The organism is Convivina praedatoris, from assembly GCF_933208495.1.
Classification (GTDB): domain Bacteria; phylum Bacillota; class Bacilli; order Lactobacillales; family Lactobacillaceae; genus Convivina; species Convivina praedatoris.
Map to the genome: position 1 here is coordinate 22,544 of NZ_CAKOET010000009.1, position 17,459 is coordinate 40,002.

Consider the following 17,459-nt stretch of genomic DNA (forward strand, 5'->3'; position numbering starts at 1 on the left):
AATACCTCCTAATCTACTGCGATGTAAGATCCAGATATACCAAAAATGTATTGTGATTTCATTCCAGCAGTAACATTAGCATTACCACCGCTATTAATAAGCATAGACCCTGCTGTATACCCCGCCTGCATTGATAACACAGCACCGCTATAAGGCATAAATCTTCCAGAAACAATACCGGGTTGATTACCCATATCAGAAGTTAAGGTACCGAATCCGCTCACGGTCACTATATTTCCAATTCTAATGAAGTTGATAATGACACCGCACACAATCTTAATCATCACCTCTGACTTTTTATGAATTGATTTCCAAGCAACAGATTTATTAAAGACAGAACCAACAGAGTCAAATCCAGAACCATCTAAACTAAATACTTCAATAATGCCGTGTACAGGATAGGTAGCTGTAGTAATCCTAACTAGCGCAGCACTTGGCATATTAACGGGAGAATTTTTAAAGGCAGCACTACCACCGTAAAAATAATGCACGCCAACATAATTAGCTAAGTTGTTGACAATATCATTGAAATCTCCACTCGTCACGAAATCACTAGGTCCATAAGCAATCTTAGTAGCGTCCGTTTTAGTTGCATACGATGATAGCTTAGTATTTAACTGGTCTTGTGTCACAGCGCTTAGTGCTGTCTTGTTGAAGTCAGCAATAGCCTTATCAATCTTTTGGTTAGCTGCAGTTAAATTACTATCAACGCTGTCAGCTTTACTATTGATAGTATCAAGCTTAGCCATCGTGTCCTGGGCACTCTTTTGAACAGCGTCAAATTTACCCTGAACGACCCTTTTAGCATCTTCAACAACACCATCGACAATGGAAATATAGTCTTTGGCTTGCTCACCATTTAGGTCAACGGCCTCTTCAACGATGACTTTAAAGCTCGCAGTTGATGCCGTTTTATCGCCAAAAGTTACCTTAAAATAGGCATTTTTAAAGACGCCCATGTCTTGACCGAGCGCCTTTGGTGGTGTGTATTCAAATATGCCGTAGTTGCGGTCAATGTAGGACACGTTAGTATCAACAACTACTTTACTAGCAGAGCTTTCGCCCATAAATGTGACAGTTCCACCAGTTAAATTGGTTGGGTCGCCGTTGTCTGTGAGCGTTACGTGCCAAGTCGAATAGTTACCATCCCCTTGCCGTAGAATAACACGGGGGTTATTAATTTCAGACTTAGTTGTGTCTAAACTTAAATTAAGTGTGCGGCTCATTGTAACCTCCTTCCTCGAATGAATCCATCAGTTTGTCATAACCATCAGCAGCTTCTCCAGCAATTAGCTCACTGTAATTACATAGTTCTGCATACAGCTTTGAAAACTGTCCTTCGGTGTCTTCTTCAAAAATAGAGCGCTCTTGACGTAACTCGGTTAGTTCTTTTGATATTTTTTCAAAAGTTTTCTTACTTCCGTTTCCAGAAATCTGACCGTTTTCTTTTACTTCGGCACCGTTACTAACGATAATTGACCGCTCTTCTTCTCCAATTTCATAAACTTTAGCATCAATATTTTTAATTAAACGTGTCCGAAACCTGGAAACTTGTCCAGATAACTTAGATTCTTTTAAAAATAGATTCACACTATTTAAGTCAATATTAGTAATCTTAATCATTTAATTGTCACCCAAGACGTCGCCTTCCCCTCACTATCAAATCCTTTTGGAATCGCTATTCTATCCATAGCAGCTAATTGCCCTAAGGTTTCTCGCAAATCTCCACCTTGTTCATACATACGAACTCCAGCCCTGAATACAACGTCATCATCAAATGTAAAGCCGGAATTATAACCACCAGTACGCCATTCTTTTCTGAACCAAGATAATTTAATACCGAAATTACCACTTTCAATACCGGTATTACGAGCTGACCAAGTCATATAGTCCCCTTTACCGTTTAATTGAAATCCTAGTCCTTGATAGTTGTCTGGCATTCCACTCATGTGTGCGACACCAACACCACCAACATCTTCATCATTCATATTTAGCGTCATTCCACCAGAATTGAACTTAGTGTTGACCCCTGTAGTTGATACTTTCATGCCAGAACCATCAATAAATGTAGAGCCAAACGAACCATCCCAACGACTGCGAATGAATTGCGAGAAATTGCCAACTAATGAATTAACATTCAGGTTGATCACGTCAATTTGAGCAGCGTCAATTTGGCCGCCTTTGATGAAATTAGCTGATAGATGGCCGGTACTGATATTGTTAGCGTCTAGGTTCAACACATTCACGCGGTTAGCGTCGATAATGCCTTGCTGCAAACGGTTGGCGTCCGTAATGCCATTGAATTTAACCCATGTAGAACCAGAATAAGCGTACATTGCTACGCCATTAGGTTCGTTAACATCGTCCTTATACCAAGTATCTCCTTGTTGAGGATTTACCGGGTTATCGGGCCCACGGTATACCGTGTGGTCGCCGTTCAATTCAGCGCTATTCTTATCCCACTGTGAGTCTGTAGATGCTTCCAAAACCCACGCATTACCATCGTAATAATATAGTTCTGTTTTTCCATTTGGAAGATTTTTAAACCACACATTTCCCTTGCGAGGGTTAGTTGGTTGTTCTACTCCAAATGTAGTGTCGTTATGACCACCGTGAGTCATTGTCCATGCTGACATTTCGGAAGTTACAGAAATACTACTACTTAGTGAATTAACGCGATTAGTCATGCCGCCCTTAGAAAGGTCTGAACCGAGTTGAATTGTCGTGTTGCTTGGGTTAGTTAAGTCATAATTAACCTCAAATACTCGAGTCTTATAACTCAACTTGCGCTTATCGTGCATGATTAGTACGGTGTCACCTAATGAAAGACCATCAGTTTCAGCAATCGTAGCCGAATACTGAATAGCTGGGTGATTCATCGCCATTAGGTCGTTATATGCCGCTCTTAACAATTGCTTAGGGTCGTCAATGTTATCGTAGGTCTTGATTAACATACGGGGCTTACCGTCAATATGACCATATTCCAGCGTTGCTTCTGGGTCAGTTAAGACTAAATCACCCTTGACCTTGTCCATTGGGTCGCCCTTATCTTTCGCCCATTCTAAGTCTTCGATAGTAATACGCCGGCCATAACCATCAGGAGTATCATCATGACCCTCACTGACTTGCTCACCCTTACCACGGGGCAGGATAGCCGTGTAGATGGATGAGTTATCTCCGGTACGCTCTACCGTCAGCAAATTAGATCCATGTACGAATACTTTGGATGTGTCTTCTCCCTGACGAATCACATAGTCCATATAACGGCCGGTTATTTTACTACCGGTAATAGCTACATAGAATACAACTTCGCCACCTAGACCATTCACAACCTTAGTGATGGCGTCTAAGTTGCTATCAAAGTAGTAGTTAGTCTGCAGCAATCCAGGGACGACACACACACCCAAATTCCAGGTAGAACCACCAAGCGCAACCGTCATCAAGTTATAAGCATTCTCACTCTTAAACCGCCGGTCTTTGATGTAACCGTATGAATTTAACTCCTGATAAGCCAATTCATAAGCACTATACTCAGTCCGATCTGATTGGTCTTTGATACTCATAATCCGAAGCATGACATAGTTATCAGGTTTAAGCGGATGAGGTACACCAATGTAACGAGCCTTACTATCCAAAGCAATCGTGGCCGGCACACTGAAATCAAGCGTAATTGCCTGGTTAATTTTGACATCAAGATGAGCTTCAATTAAATCGCTTTTATCAATTAAGCCAATAATTTCCTGCCTTTTATCAAATAGATACATCATAGTAATTTAACCCTGTATTTAACCTTAATTTGAATTGCTTCTAGGCACACTACCTTATCGCCTTTTTTAATCTTGGCTTCAAATATATTGGTATTCATAATCTTAATCTTGTTAAGAATACTAGTCCCATTCATCGTTAACGTGCGATTATTGATATCTAACACAACAGTAGAATTAGCAGATAATCCGCCACCCAATTCCATGATATAACTGTTACCAATCGTAATCCGCATGTTATCGGTTGATTGTGGCGGTAATTTAACAACAATCGTATCAACGTTTTGCGGGTATAGTATCTGTGGGTCATTAATCATAGCCACGTTACCACCAGTAACCTCTTTTGACTGACCATGACGATAAGGGTCGCTCATTGTGATTTCAATGGTACCTTTAACTGACAAGCTACCCGGCTCCGTATTAGTTAGTTTAGTAACTGTACCAACCCTGACAAATTCCGGTTCGTCGTCAAAATAAAATTCCTTTTCATCCCCTTGTAGCAGATATTTAAGGCGTGTAAAGGCGCTGTTAAACTTATCTGTTGTGTCAGCAATCAAAAAGAATCCAACCGTTACTATATTATGATCCAACTGAGAATTTAAAAAGAAGTCGCCATCGCCAAATGTATCAGCAACCTGCAACTTCCTAGTGTAATTATCTCGGCCATCAACGTTAACCGTATGAAATTCAGCGATTTCATCATCTAGGTTGTGGCCGTTAAATGTTAAGGACTCTACCGGACGTTTATCCGGCGGAGAGGTAGTCTTTTCAATATCTCGAAATTCGTAACTCATTAAATCTCCTTAAAACAATGCAATGGAGTTGTTACGTTGTAATTCTCCACGTGTACCTTGGTTGTTTGAAATGTCATCAACAAAGGCATTAAAGGTATTAGCACCCATGCTTAGGTTAATGTTGGCCGACTGCTTATTGGCTTCCATCTTCATCGAGACAGTTCCGGTGTCGCTTAAATCAAAACCAGTTGTAATTGGGTTTAACTGATAGTCAAACTTACCACCACCAACTATTCCGTTAGCCGCTGACATGACATCATTAGCCATATTTGAAATCGAATTAGCTGCTTTATAAGCATTATCGTCCACTCCGTTAGCAAATCCAGCAACAGTATACATACCTAATTCTTTGAATTTACGTGATGGAGAATGAATACCAAGCATTGATTTGGCAGCGTCAAACGCTTGTTTAGCCATATTAGCGGCAGTATTTGCTGCGTCTCTAATCTTGTCTTCAATACCTTGTATAAATCCATTGACTAACTGATGTCCGATGCTCAACAGACTAACTGACCCAGCTCCATCTTTAGCATTGTTACCGGCTCCTTTACCACTGTTATGAGCATTATTAAATCCCTTCTCAAACCCCTCTATGAACTTTTGAAGAAGCTGACCACCAGATCCAACCATATCACCAAACATTTCGCCAATACCCTCTATAAATTTCAGAACAACATCTTTGGCTTTTTGATAAATAAGCGGCATTCTGTCAACTATTCCGTCAATGAATTTAAAGATAAGATTGATACCAGCATCAATAATTTGTCCTAGGTTATCAGCAATTGAATTAATAAATGTCACTATCAAATTAATAGCTGACGGAACAATTTCAGGTACATGATCAGCGACAGCGTTTAGGAATGAAACAATCATATTTGATGCAGCACCAATAATGTCGCCCATACGCTCTGTAATAGCATTTAGGAACCCGACAATAATGTTAATAAACTGATTAACAATTTGTGGAGTATAAGTGGCTATTGACTGAAGGAACATAATCATCAAGATCATAACTTGTGACAGTATCTGTGGTGCATACGTGATTAATGATTGCAAGAACCCAATAATAATTAGCATAAACTGCGCTGTTATTTGGGGAACATATGTTGCTAGTGTAGTTAAGAATCCTAAGATCATTTGCATAAATGCTGTAGAAACTGTTGGAATTTGGGCTGCCATTGTTGTCACAAAACTAGTAATCATCAATGCTAATCCAGTTCCCATAGCTGTCATGATGTTAATCATATTTGAAGCTGCTGACGAAGAATTATTTAACACAGTAATCAGGTTACTAATTGAATTAACTAGTACAGATATTCCAAGGGCTGCAATCGCAACGCCAGCTCCAACAGCCAAAACTGATGCACCAAATACGCCAATCCCAACCGCTCCACGAGTGAGGGCTTGACCAGCTAATGCAAATATAGCTACTAAAGCGCCAATAGATAGTGTAATCGCTAGAACAGCCGTTACTCCATCTTGTCCGGTCTTAGCTAAATCGGCAATCGCAAAAACAAACACGCCCAATCCAGCAGCGGCCACGCCAACACCAACACCTATTTCTAATATTGACAAAGCAAGCTTACTTGTTTTTGGAGAAGCATTAGATGCCACATCTCCGACTGCTGACAAAGGACTTTTTACCGACTTAGCTGCTTTTCCTGCTGAATTAGCTGCTTCCTTGAATTTTAAAAATCCATTTAATAGCACAGCCATACCAGCACCAGTAGCTACTAACGCTAGTACTCCTCCCAGCGCTTTCATTTGCTCTTTGTTTTCGGATACCTTTTTAGCCATATCTGACAAAGCTTGTGCGGTCTTATTCACAAAATCCCTAAAAGGTTTAAAGTTGTTATAAACAAATACGGCTGCAGCAGCGATACCTATTAATGCAGCAATAACAGGATGTTTAACAATTAACGTCAGTCCACTTGCAACAGCATTAGATGCCTTTTCAAACGCATACATAGAACCGACAACAGCAGCCGCTGATCCACCAACAATTAGTAATGCTGGTCCGACTGCTTTTAGTAAAGGCAGTAAGAATTTAAACGCAGCCACAGCTTTGTCAGCAACGGCCTTTGAGATTTCATTAACAGTCTTCCTAAACGGTTCACTAGAGTTATAAGCAACTACAAATCCAAGAGCTAGCGCTGCAATAGTCGCCACTAACAATCCAGCTGGCGTGAATAACGCTGTAATAGCACCAGTAATATTTTTAGTCTGCGTGATAAATGTTCCCATCGTAGTCATTGCAGTACCAATAACTGGTGATAAACCAATAAAGTTTTGAGTCATTTGCGCAAATGGAGACTTGCTTTTAGCAGCCCAGTTGATAGCACCGTTAATAAGATCTATATAATCACCAAGCAATCCAGACTTTGATTTCATTGACTTATTACGTAGCGATTCCCAGTTACCACCTATTTGTTCGATTTTAGAACCGATATTCTTTTGCATTTCAGAAGCACTATCGTCTAGCGTTTTATTAGCCACATCTGCAGTAGCAGAGGTTTTTTCAATAGAATTTCTGAAAGCATCCCATGAAGTAGTTGTATTACCAGTTTTATCCCTAACACTATCCATCAGATTACCCATAACACGATAACCTTGTATTCCAAATAGGGTAGATAGTGTGGACTGCTTTTGAGCATCTGATAATCCATCCATCTTGTCAGCTAATTCACCAGCAACTACATTTAAAGGCTTCATATGCCCTTCAGCATCATAGTAGCTTAGTCCTAATTCACCCATTATGCCCTTTGCCTGTTTTGAAGGCTTAATCATGTGCATAATAGCGTTGTTTAAGTTTTCCGCAGCTTGTGCGGCCGGAATACCCTTGTTAGTTAGCAATCCGACTGCAGTAGCTGTATCTTCCATAGAATATCCAACTGAGTTAGCAGTTCCACCAACATCAGCCAATACTTGCTGCATATCTTCGATAGTGGCATTAGACATATTAGCAGTCTGAGTAAGAATAGCTGCAGCTCTTGCAGGAGACTTGAGACTCTCACCCCAAATGTTCATACTTTGTTGAACAACACTAGCCGTTGTTTGCAAATCAGATCCTGCCGCCGTCGCAGCCTTGGCTATTGCTGGGAACTCTTCCTTAATTGTATCAATAGAGGCGCCATCCTTAGCCATGGCAACCATGGCATCGGCCGCGTTCTGAGCAGACAGAGGCAAATCAGCACCCATCTTGTTGGCCACGTCAGACAGTCCTTGAATATCTTTAGAAGTACCACCGGCAATAACAGCCGCTTTGTTTAAACTAGCTTCAAAGTCCCCAAATGATTTTAATGACTTCATTCCAATAGCTGTAGTAGCGGCACCGGCAACTGTCATTGCTTTTCCCATCTTACCAGCATAATCAGATATATTACTGAACGATGAACTAGCTTTACCAGCAAAATTACTCATGCCATTAATCGCTGTCTGTGTGCCTGCTAAGAATTGACTTGTATCAGCCGAATAGACGGCTTTTACTTCATATTGTTCAGCCATTTAACCTCCCTTCTAGCTCATCTAGTAGAGCCATGTTGTATTCTTCCTCAGGCTTAGCAATATTAACCGCTGCGCCTGGATTAAACTGTAATTTCACATCATTGACAGCTTGCTTGTACTGATTACCAAAAAACTTATCGAACGTGTCAAACTTAAGATGATCACCACTAGCATTAGTTTGTTGTGAGCCTAAGTTGGCCCACGCTGCTTGGTGGAGTGAGTACATATTATCTAACTCACGCAATTGTGCAGCTTCAAGGTGTAGTTCGTACTCCCTAGGCGTCATCAGTTCAATCGTTTCAATGTCGCTTATACCAAAATAGCGCAACCCGTTTACCAACAATTCGTGGTACGTGGTTGCGCTGTCTTTGGGTTCTTCTATTGAGCGGCCGCCTGCTTCTGTACGGCGGCTACCACTTTTGACGTGAAACGAGTTTCCTCTAGATTAGTAATGACCATTTGAGACAAGGCATCCAAATCAGTCCCATCTTCTTCAAAATAATCATTCAATGTCTTAACAGTTAGCTTGCCACCGACTGCATGGTTAGCAACCAACAAAATATCACGCAAAGCAATTGGACTTTCTTCCATAATAAGCTTTGACATAACCATCTTTAGACCGACTTCAAACGTAATCCCGTTATTAGTACCCTTAACAAATTCATCAAGTAATTCACTAAAGCGCATGTTAAAACTAAACTTTTCATCCTTACCATTAATTGGCAATGTGAATGACTTGAAACCCAAAACTTTACTCATGAAATATTCTCCTTTTTATCAATACATTAAATGGGCCTCTCACCCCGTTTGAACGTTTAGCCGTTGTCGCTTATTAGTTACTTTGGCGCTTGTGCGTTATTGGATTGCTCTGAACCAGTCACAACACCCAAGTCTTGGAAGTCATAACTTACGTCAGTATCACTATTTGCATCAAGTGATAAGTCGCCCTTACGAGCATAACCGCCATTAATTGAGGCTTCTAGCTTGAGCGAAACACTGTTGTCACTGTCGCCGGTTTCTTCTGAAGAAGTCATGTGAGCGCGCATATAGCGACCCGCACACGTCCCAGGCTTAGTTCCTGGCGTATCAGTATAAGCGATCCAGAACTCTACTTCTTTATCCTGATTGATAGCGTCATCGAGGTCATTCTTGACCACACTTTGATTAGAGGCCAACAATTCAAGTGACAAGGTACCATCAAGCGAACCGCCCTTTTGCACCTTACCATCCTTCGTGTCTTCGCTCTTCTTGTCACGGCTCAGCTTGTAGCTGTAAGTCGTTTGATAGGCCGCCTTAATACCGCGCGTCTTACTTTCATTTTCACGCAAACGCACAAACACAATCGCTTTGCCGCCTGACTTAGCCTTTAAATCTTCTGCCATAAATAAATCCTTTCTAAATTAAAAGACACGATACGTTACATCTAACGTTCCGTGCCATAGTTGCAAATTATCTTCTTGTTCTAAATCAACGCTATTGACCGTATACACTGGGTCAAGTTCAACCGAGTAGCTGTCTGTGCTGCTTAGTTTCATCAAATATTTAAATACTTGCGATTTCAACCGCTCGACTTCGTTTCGGCTCTTTGCATCCCCAAATATGTGAATGGTTAGAGATGGCTTAGCCCTCAGTGCTCCCTTGGCCGGTGCATATTGCTGCAATGAACTATTGCCCAGCACCACAAAGGGTTTGTCGGTTTTAACCGCCTTAAAATCAGGCAACCGCTTATAGAACTGTCCAGCGGGTAGATTGTCAAACAACCACTTACCAACAGTTTGAACCAGCTCATAATCTGGTGTATATTCAGGCATTCTCGAGCACCGCCTCCATATTTCTAATAAACACTTCTTTGTGGATTTGATAGGCCTGATACATGAATAGTTTTGGTTGAATGAAGCGAGTGCCGTTTTCCTGAGCATAACCATAGTTAAAATTACGGTTCATTGCGTTACCAGTCACTGTTCCTGTCGACACTAACCCAGTATTCACAAAGCTAATATCAATATTGCGCCGTAAAAATCCAGTCTTAACTGGTGCTAAACGTGCCGCCTGTGCCTGTGTACTGGCCGTAGTCGAACGAACCAATTCACGAGCTGCTGCAGGTACCCTAGTGAGCTTATTAGTGTGTACCGAGATAAACTTATCAGCCCCCTCAATTCTAAATCCACTACTCATTGCACGCCCGCCTCCTTCAACATGATTGAATTACGCAACCCAACTTGTTGACGCTCTAGAGGTAGATATTTCACACCATCAATTAAGCAATAATCGAATATAGGTAACGGCGTAACTGTCCGCATAATCTTTCGATTATATGCTACCTGCCCATAATCACGATAAGCACGAGCCGCTGATAAATTGGTAATGTTAACCGTCACACTGGTTACTAGATTACCTTTTGGATCATATTCTACCGTTGGGTCTTCCGATTCAACTTGGGAAACATATAGCGCTACATGGGTGCTCATATTCATAAGAATGTAACCTTTCCGTGATGCGGACCAAAGTAACCATGCTTATACTCGTTTATTTCAGACATATATCGACTAAAGTCGTCGTCCTGAAAAACCATGCTTAACCCATCTTGATTAGCTGACTTCATCCCCTCGTTACCAATTCTAGAAAACCGAGCAGCAGACACATCAGCAACAATGTAATTAAACTTAGCAGGAATAGAACCATCATCATCAACACCCAACAGAACAGCTAAACGTTCACGAGTTCGACACTCAATGATGTCTAACTTATCTTTGGTCGATGATTCATTATCAATCAACGTTACATAATCGTTTGCTACACCCATTAGTCACCTTACTTTCCAGTAGAAGCACTTACCCCAGCAGTCAAGATAGCCTTCTTGTTAATGTCAGGAACAAAAGCACCATACTTACCAGCACCTTGCAATTCAATACCAGAGAAGTCGTGCGCTTCCATGGTACGCACTGTTTCAATTCCTAAGAATGCCTTGGCAATATTGTCCGGAGTAAAGATAACCTTGGCGCCGGCCATGTATTGTTCTGGCGTTTCCTGAATAGTAATGCCCTTCAACTTCACAATACCGTTAGTATCAATGTTAACTGCCGATCCCTTAGCAGTAGTAGTCAACGTTGCATCAATAATAGCGTTGTACGTCTCCGGCTCAACGTAGGCACGAATTGGCGCAATGATTTCGTTATTAGTCATCATGGCCTTGGCCTTACCAAACAACTTAACTGGGTCACTTGCAGAGCCTAAATCAGCAGAAGCTGCAGCAACAAGCTTAGAACCATAAAGATTGTTAAACAAGCGAATAAGCGCCTGAGAACGTTGGTCTAAACGGTCTGCCAAGGCAGCACTAATGTCTGCGTTAACGGTGAAGTTGTCAAGACCCTCATTGATTGCCCATGTTGAGTCGTAAGGTACATCCTTATCTTGGTAGATAACTTCCTGACGCTTACCAAAACGGCTTGAGTTGTCTGTTCCAGTTCCAAAAGCGACATTGGCATCGGTATTATAAGTACCAACAACCACCGGCATGTCGTTTGTTTTCAAGCTAAACATTGTCTTGGCGTTTGTCACACCATCAGCAACTTGCATTGCACCGAAAGCCGGTTGGAATGCAGATTGTGAACGGTATACTGCTTGGATAATTCCAGCAAACTTTGAATCTAAAATTTGTAATGCCATTTAAGGCCTCCTTGTTTACTTGTACTTTTTCATAATTGCTTCGTATGGGTCGTTAGTTCCACTCAAATTAGAGCTTGAACCACCGGGCTTGCCTGACCCACCCAGTTTCTTATCAACTTGTTCATTCACACGTTGGTCAATGATTGTTGCGATGTTATCGGTTGCCTTATTGATAGCGTCTGCATCCCCTAATTCAACCAATACACTAGCTAATTCAGAAGGTAGCCCCTTGTCAGCTAGCACGTCCTTAACGTTGGCCGTTAGTTCACGCTTGTTGATTTCGGCTTCACGCTTTTCTAGTTCTGACATACGCTTGTCTTCTTCGGCCTTAGCCTTTTCAGCAGCGGACATCTTGGCTAACTTAGCGCCCTCTGACTTAGCTTCTTCTAACTTGGCATCTAAATCAGACTGCCAACCGTCACGAGCCTTTGCTACACGACGCTCTGCTTCTTGATCTAAACGCTTAGCTAACTCTTCTTGGGTAAGCGTTACTTTTTCTTGCCCGTTCCCTTCTTTCCCTTGCAAGCCATCATTATCACCGCCCTTTCCTTCGTCTGCTTCTTCGTACATAAAACGATTGAATTTCAACATGTTATTAATCTCCTAATACACAATGATTGGCACAGTTTCCACCAATAAGGCACAACCTCCACCGTTCATTCCATTTCGTTACTAAATTGAGTAGTTAAAGGCGTGCTCAGGCCATAATAAAAGCACCTACATTGCTGTAAGTGCTAATCTGCATATATTTCACCACTATCCACCGCTACTACTGCACATCGACAGTTAGGGTGCCTTGGTATTGTGTAACGTCCACTACCAAATTTATCGGCCTTGAATTGTTTACCATCATTTTCAAGACAGAAACGACAGGCACCAGGACTGGCAACCCACTCCATCTTGTCGTAACCAGCCATTTTAATGTTACGAACTTGTTGTGCTGCAGATACTCTAGCACCTTCAGTCCTTAAGATACGTTCTGCTTGATACTTAGCTACGCCAAACTTATCTCTTAACTCTTTCGTAGCGGACATTGGGTTCTCATTCAACAACGCTTGGCGCATAATTCTTGATATATCCGAACGCAACTGTGCTTGGTTACTCCATATTCGGCTAGACCAGGTCATACCGTCATAAGTTTTGTTGATGATTTCATCCCCAACAGTCTTGGCGGTCTGCTTATATATCTTGTTACCAAATTCAGCCGTTTGCTTAGCATCCAAATGTAACGCTCTACTAATCTCGTCAATACTTTTGACAGCAATAACACTGGTGTACAACGCTGTGGCATACTCAATCATTTGGTCTACGTTAGATACATGGACTTGATTCATACCGTTCTTAGTCGCATATATATTCAACTCGGACATCAATTCTGGGTCTGGTGCTCTAGAATTATCCGACTGTTGGAAGTCTGGATACTTCGACTGGAACAATGCCCACCACACTAAAAACTCTAATGATTGTTGCTTCACGATTTTATCAATCAGCTTAGCGTTCTTAGCGTCCTGCTTAATCTGACGTTTGCTAAATTGAAAGGCCTCATAACGGTTATTCATCGCCAGTTACCTCTTCGTCATCACTATCGACAGCTTGTTGACGTAACTTAATATGAGTCATCTCTTCTTGCATATCGGCCATAGCTTGGTCTTGCTGCTCTCTCAAGTTGCCTAACTGTTGAGCGTCAATTCCTGGGGCGTACTTATCAAGATAAGCCTGTGGGAATGAAGCACCGGCCTGATTAAGCAATTGAATTGTATTGACATCATCGGTCGGTGTATTGTCTGTAAACATGAATTTAATATCATCACTGTTAATGTTCCACGCACCACTAACAGCCAGTTCTAAGTCTTGGATAATTCCATAGATGGCACTGAGTCCTTTTTCGAACATACGCCGCTTAGTCTTTGCCAATTGAATAACACCCAATTGCTTGTACTGCATGGCAACCCCGCTAGCATTACTAGCAAAGTTCTCATCAGATACATCAGGCGTACGGCTAAAGGTATGAATGTTTTTGAACAGCCTATTCTTATAAGCCTCAACACCAGCTGCGTCATATTCCTTGTGGATATAACTAGCACTAACGTTGGTTTGCGCACCAGTTCCACTTATTCCAGATTTCAAGAACAACGTACGCGACTCACGTATCTGCTTAATCATGTCTTTTTTAGCAGCAACTACCTTTTCAAGATATTCTTTGTCTTCAGGGTTAGCAGCTAACTCAATACCATCTAGTAAATCGTTAATGTCTCCCTGAATGACTAACATAGCGTCGTTACTATCTTGCATGTAGTTAGCTGTATCAGACTGACTAGCGTCGTAGGCATCAATCAAGCTAATAACACCCTCATAGTCGCCCATACGTTGGCTATTATTCCAGAACTCTACAACTGGCAATGACACAATATCTTGCGTGTCGTCAACAGCCCAACCGTTTTCTAAGATTGAGGCACCAATCTCAATCGGTTGGCTTTGACGATATTCTCCATCCGTCCAGGTCTCTACAATGTACATGGAATTAAGCAAATCACCACTCACTGTGTCGACTTGCTGTTGTGGTGTGTACCTAACAGCCATGACCGGTTTAGGGTCAATGTCTTTAGAATAAATCATGAACGTATTAATAGGATTTAACCGCACAATACGTTCAATCTTTTCATTTGGATCACGGAACACATTAGCATATGCTCGGCCAAATTTAGACATGTCGGCAAATAAATCATAGAACAGCGCATCGACGTCGTTCACGTCATTAATCTTATCCAATAACGGGTGCTCATCTTCTTGACCGTTGTCGTCGCTATCAACGCTAATGTTGATTGGGTTACCAACTGAAAAAGAGGTATGGAAGTCAGCGATTTCTTGAGCGAATGGGTGCGACAAACGGACATCAGCCCCGCCGTCATCTAAACGCCTTGATTTCTCCCTAGATATTTCAGTGTTAACACCCTTGTAATAGCTATCTAACTTAATTAAGCGTTGGCGCTGATTATTATAATGGTGCAACAAGAACTCCCCAATACGTTGGCTAGTCAAGTTGCTAAGGTCTTCTTGATAGACCATCAACGACTGTTTCAAGTCATTATAATTTTTTGTTTGATAATCTTCTGTCATCGTAGTCCTATATCCTTAACTGCTTGTACTCGTTGTTGGAAGTTCATGTAACTGCCATCTTTGTTAGTGAAGATGATTGGTTCAAGCGCATATCCAAGAGCCTGAATAGCATGGTCGTTTCCGTCTTCTGGTTTATTTAAGAACTTTCCAAACTTATCTTTCTGATAAGTGAACGTACTCATTTCTTCAAACAAGTAAGTAGCACTTGGGTGTATGTGATAACGGTAGTTTTTCATAAACTCGATCCGTTGTTGGTTACTGTCCTTTCCTTTACCAACAGGAATAACGTTGCGCAATCCCCGTGTTTGTAATTCTGCAATAGTTCGAGGCTCTGCACTATCTGCATACACATGCCCGAGCATGGCACCCTCTTGTGCTAGCTTGCGAGCCATCGGTTCATTCAACATCCCAGTTTGATAGAAGCCACCGTATACATAGATTTCATTGCCTTTAACAATCGCTTTAACAAATGCTGTCGGGTCGTGAGTGAAACCAAAATCAAGTCCCATGATTTGACGGCCAACAATTTCGCTGGGTTCAAAATCTTCCAAAGCAAAAAGGCCATCGAAAACGAGGCCTTCAGCAATTCCCCAATCACCATACACTGCTACTCGAGCGCGGTTAGGGTTACGTATTTTCATCTCTTCCATGTCGTCAATGAATTCCTGGTTAAGATGATGATTGTTGTGATAAGTAGTGGTAAATGATAGCACGCTCTTGCGCCTAGTCTCGTCATCAAAGAATTCTGACTTAAGCCAATGTTGCTCAGACCATGGGTTAAATGTTAAGAGGTGCTGATAGTAGCCGTTATCTGGTAACAGTCCACGAATAGATTCAATGACCGTGTTAAATGCCTCTAGACTCTTTAACTCGTATGCCTCTTCCCACCACGTCCGACAGATAAAGCCATGTTCAGCTTTGATAGATGTTAACTTAAGCGGGTCATCCATCCCCCTAAAGTAAATCTTTTGACCAGTAGGTCTAAAAGTTATTTCTAAGGGGCTAACGTTAGACTTGAATAAACTACCCAAACCAAGAATTGAAATAACTTCTTTAATCGTGTTGTATGAAGAATTTCGCTGCGTCGTTTGAAACTGTCGAATAACCAGCCAATTACAATACGGAAAACGTAGAATATCGTACACAACTTTAAACGCCGCTGCCATACTTTTACCACTGGCACGAGCACCCTTTAAGGCGATGAATTTATCTGTTGAATAGAACAACTTATAGTAAGATTTATCAACTTCATTATGAAATTGTAGCTTAACGTTAGTTATCATCTTCTACCTTGAATTCATCCATCTCTATTACAAATGTGCCCGAATCATTCTGCGCAACCTTAGCATTGTTCTCAGCAATATCAGCCTCAGCCGTTAACTTACGTAGTTGTTGCTTAGCTAATTCATCACTACCTGGATAACGCTTCAATATTTCGCGAGTAGCACTAATGCGCGTCTTTAAATCAGCTTCTTTTTGGACCTCATGCACACCATCAATAGCAGCTACTACAACCGTTTCTGTTACTTCTCCTCTAGCTATACTAGTTAGCAACTCAACGGCCTCTTTGGCGCTCATAGTACGTTTAGAATCTATTACAGCCATACGCTCGTCTATGTACGCTTTAATGTCAGGTTTTGTCAGGTTTTCATTTCCAACAGACCTTGCCGACCTTTCTCTATAACCCGCTTTTATAGCGGCTTGAGTGGCATTTCCTAACTCAATGTAATTATCAGCAAATTTCTTTTGTTTAGCCGTCAACTTCATGTCATCGCGCCACCTCCTTTACTGCAAATAAAAAAGCACCGAAGTGCTTATGCAAATCTAATGCTTTTATTTTGTCTCAAATAATCCGCCGCTTTCCAAAATCCAAAAGATATATTATCTTCCTCACTACTTTGCTTATATTCTGGCTGTTTAATATGAACCTTACCACTATGGTATGCCACTAACCAAGTTGCGGTGACTGAAGTACCAATAATAAAAAACGTCATACCGTAGAACAGAGACAGCACTACCCGCTTTATTGCATTAATTTTTATTTCATTCTCTCCCAACATTTCAAACCATGATTTAATACTAAAATACAATATGACTAACGGAACAATAAAATGCCCAGCCATAGAAGTGATCCTAAGTGACTTAAGATTGAAAACAAACTCTACATAAGCAATCATGACTATATAGCTAATGAATAATATTAGCGACATAAATATCAGAATGAACATCATATCTATATCTCCTTTTTGTCTCTACGCTTTTTAGATTTTGTTTTACTAAAATCGTTCATTACTTTTTTGCTTCAAAAACCACAATATCACGCTAATTAAACAAAAACATTACTTACTTATTCAACCACTCCATGTGCCTAACATAACCTATTGGACTTAGTAATAGCTCCTGTCTCATTGATTGATGACGTGCAATCCTGGTTGACTTGTCGTTATTATTACGCTGAATATACTTACTGTTCACGTCAGTTGAGTCTTGTAAACGTCGCTTTATTACTTCTGGTGGAATCACTTCTCTTTAGCCCCCAAATTCTTAATTGTTGCTAAGTCCCAAATACCTAATTCATACATCACACGAATGACATTCTTTTGGCGGGAATGAT

Annotated in this window: 19 protein-coding genes; all 19 read right to left on the bottom strand. The window is 41.2% G+C overall.

What is annotated here, in order from left to right; translation table 11 throughout:
• Positions 1-8: 8 nt before the first annotated feature.
• A complete protein-coding gene (locus tag M4974_RS07390; RefSeq protein WP_248715889.1) occupies positions 9-1,226 on the bottom strand; it encodes a BppU family phage baseplate upper protein in 1,218 nt (405 codons plus the stop codon).
• Positions 1,210-1,623, bottom strand: coding sequence for a hypothetical protein (locus tag M4974_RS07395; RefSeq protein WP_248706806.1), 414 nt, complete (start codon positions 1,621-1,623; stop codon positions 1,210-1,212). Before M4974_RS07395 ends, M4974_RS07390 begins: the two co-directional genes overlap by 17 nt.
• The gene (locus M4974_RS07400; protein WP_248715890.1) at positions 1,620-3,767 is read right to left on the bottom strand and encodes a phage tail spike protein; all 2,148 of its coding nucleotides are present in this window, start codon (positions 3,765-3,767) and stop codon (positions 1,620-1,622) included. The genes M4974_RS07395 and M4974_RS07400 overlap by 4 nt, the downstream gene beginning before the upstream one ends.
• A complete protein-coding gene (locus M4974_RS07405; RefSeq protein ID WP_248715891.1) occupies positions 3,764-4,558 on the bottom strand; it encodes a distal tail protein Dit in 795 nt (264 codons plus the stop codon). Before M4974_RS07405 ends, M4974_RS07400 begins: the two co-directional genes overlap by 4 nt.
• Before the next feature lie 9 nt (positions 4,559-4,567).
• Positions 4,568-8,062, bottom strand: a complete 3,495-nt coding sequence (locus M4974_RS07410) for a phage tail tape measure protein (RefSeq protein ID WP_248715892.1) — start codon at positions 8,060-8,062, stop codon at positions 4,568-4,570.
• Positions 8,055-8,348, bottom strand: a complete 294-nt coding sequence (locus tag M4974_RS07415) for a hypothetical protein (protein WP_165806811.1) — start codon at positions 8,346-8,348, stop codon at positions 8,055-8,057. Before M4974_RS07415 ends, M4974_RS07410 begins: the two co-directional genes overlap by 8 nt.
• A 92-nt stretch (positions 8,349-8,440) precedes the next feature.
• Positions 8,441-8,821, bottom strand: coding sequence for a tail assembly chaperone (locus M4974_RS07420; protein WP_089940246.1), 381 nt, complete (start codon positions 8,819-8,821; stop codon positions 8,441-8,443).
• A gap of 77 nt (positions 8,822-8,898) precedes the next feature.
• Positions 8,899-9,444: a phage major tail protein, TP901-1 family gene (locus M4974_RS07425; protein ID WP_089940242.1), complete on the bottom strand. Its 546-nt coding sequence runs from the start codon at positions 9,442-9,444 to the stop codon at positions 8,899-8,901.
• Positions 9,445-9,462: 18 nt separating this feature from the next.
• Complete coding sequence (locus M4974_RS07430) at positions 9,463-9,873, bottom strand: hypothetical protein (RefSeq protein ID WP_248706812.1); 411 nt, start codon at positions 9,871-9,873, stop codon at positions 9,463-9,465.
• Complete coding sequence (locus M4974_RS07435; RefSeq protein ID WP_248715893.1) at positions 9,866-10,237, bottom strand: HK97-gp10 family putative phage morphogenesis protein; 372 nt, start codon at positions 10,235-10,237, stop codon at positions 9,866-9,868. The genes M4974_RS07430 and M4974_RS07435 overlap by 8 nt, the downstream gene beginning before the upstream one ends.
• Complete coding sequence (locus tag M4974_RS07440) at positions 10,234-10,536, bottom strand: hypothetical protein (RefSeq protein ID WP_248715894.1); 303 nt, start codon at positions 10,534-10,536, stop codon at positions 10,234-10,236. Before M4974_RS07440 ends, M4974_RS07435 begins: the two co-directional genes overlap by 4 nt.
• The gene (locus tag M4974_RS07445; protein WP_248715895.1) at positions 10,533-10,865 is read right to left on the bottom strand and encodes a phage head-tail connector protein; all 333 of its coding nucleotides are present in this window, start codon (positions 10,863-10,865) and stop codon (positions 10,533-10,535) included. The genes M4974_RS07440 and M4974_RS07445 overlap by 4 nt, the downstream gene beginning before the upstream one ends.
• Positions 10,866-10,873: 8 nt before the next feature.
• Complete coding sequence (locus M4974_RS07450; protein WP_248706816.1) at positions 10,874-11,728, bottom strand: major capsid protein; 855 nt, start codon at positions 11,726-11,728, stop codon at positions 10,874-10,876.
• Between the two features lie 15 nt (positions 11,729-11,743).
• Positions 11,744-12,319 (bottom strand): DUF4355 domain-containing protein, encoded by a 576-nt coding sequence (locus M4974_RS07455; RefSeq protein ID WP_248715896.1) that lies wholly within the window; start codon positions 12,317-12,319, stop codon positions 11,744-11,746.
• A gap of 143 nt (positions 12,320-12,462) precedes the next feature.
• Positions 12,463-13,287, bottom strand: coding sequence for a minor capsid protein (locus M4974_RS07460; RefSeq protein WP_248715897.1), 825 nt, complete (start codon positions 13,285-13,287; stop codon positions 12,463-12,465).
• Positions 13,280-14,845, bottom strand: coding sequence for a phage portal protein (locus tag M4974_RS07465; RefSeq protein WP_248715898.1), 1,566 nt, complete (start codon positions 14,843-14,845; stop codon positions 13,280-13,282). The genes M4974_RS07460 and M4974_RS07465 overlap by 8 nt, the downstream gene beginning before the upstream one ends.
• Positions 14,842-16,128 (bottom strand): PBSX family phage terminase large subunit, encoded by a 1,287-nt coding sequence (locus M4974_RS07470; protein WP_248715899.1) that lies wholly within the window; start codon positions 16,126-16,128, stop codon positions 14,842-14,844. The genes M4974_RS07465 and M4974_RS07470 overlap by 4 nt, the downstream gene beginning before the upstream one ends.
• Entirely contained in the window at positions 16,118-16,612 is a 495-nt protein-coding gene (locus M4974_RS07475; RefSeq protein WP_248715900.1) for a terminase small subunit, read from the bottom strand. The genes M4974_RS07470 and M4974_RS07475 overlap by 11 nt, the downstream gene beginning before the upstream one ends.
• Positions 16,613-16,659: 47 nt before the next feature.
• Positions 16,660-16,968, bottom strand: coding sequence for a hypothetical protein (locus M4974_RS07480; protein ID WP_133240776.1), 309 nt, complete (start codon positions 16,966-16,968; stop codon positions 16,660-16,662).
• Positions 16,969-17,459: the final 491 nt, after the last annotated feature.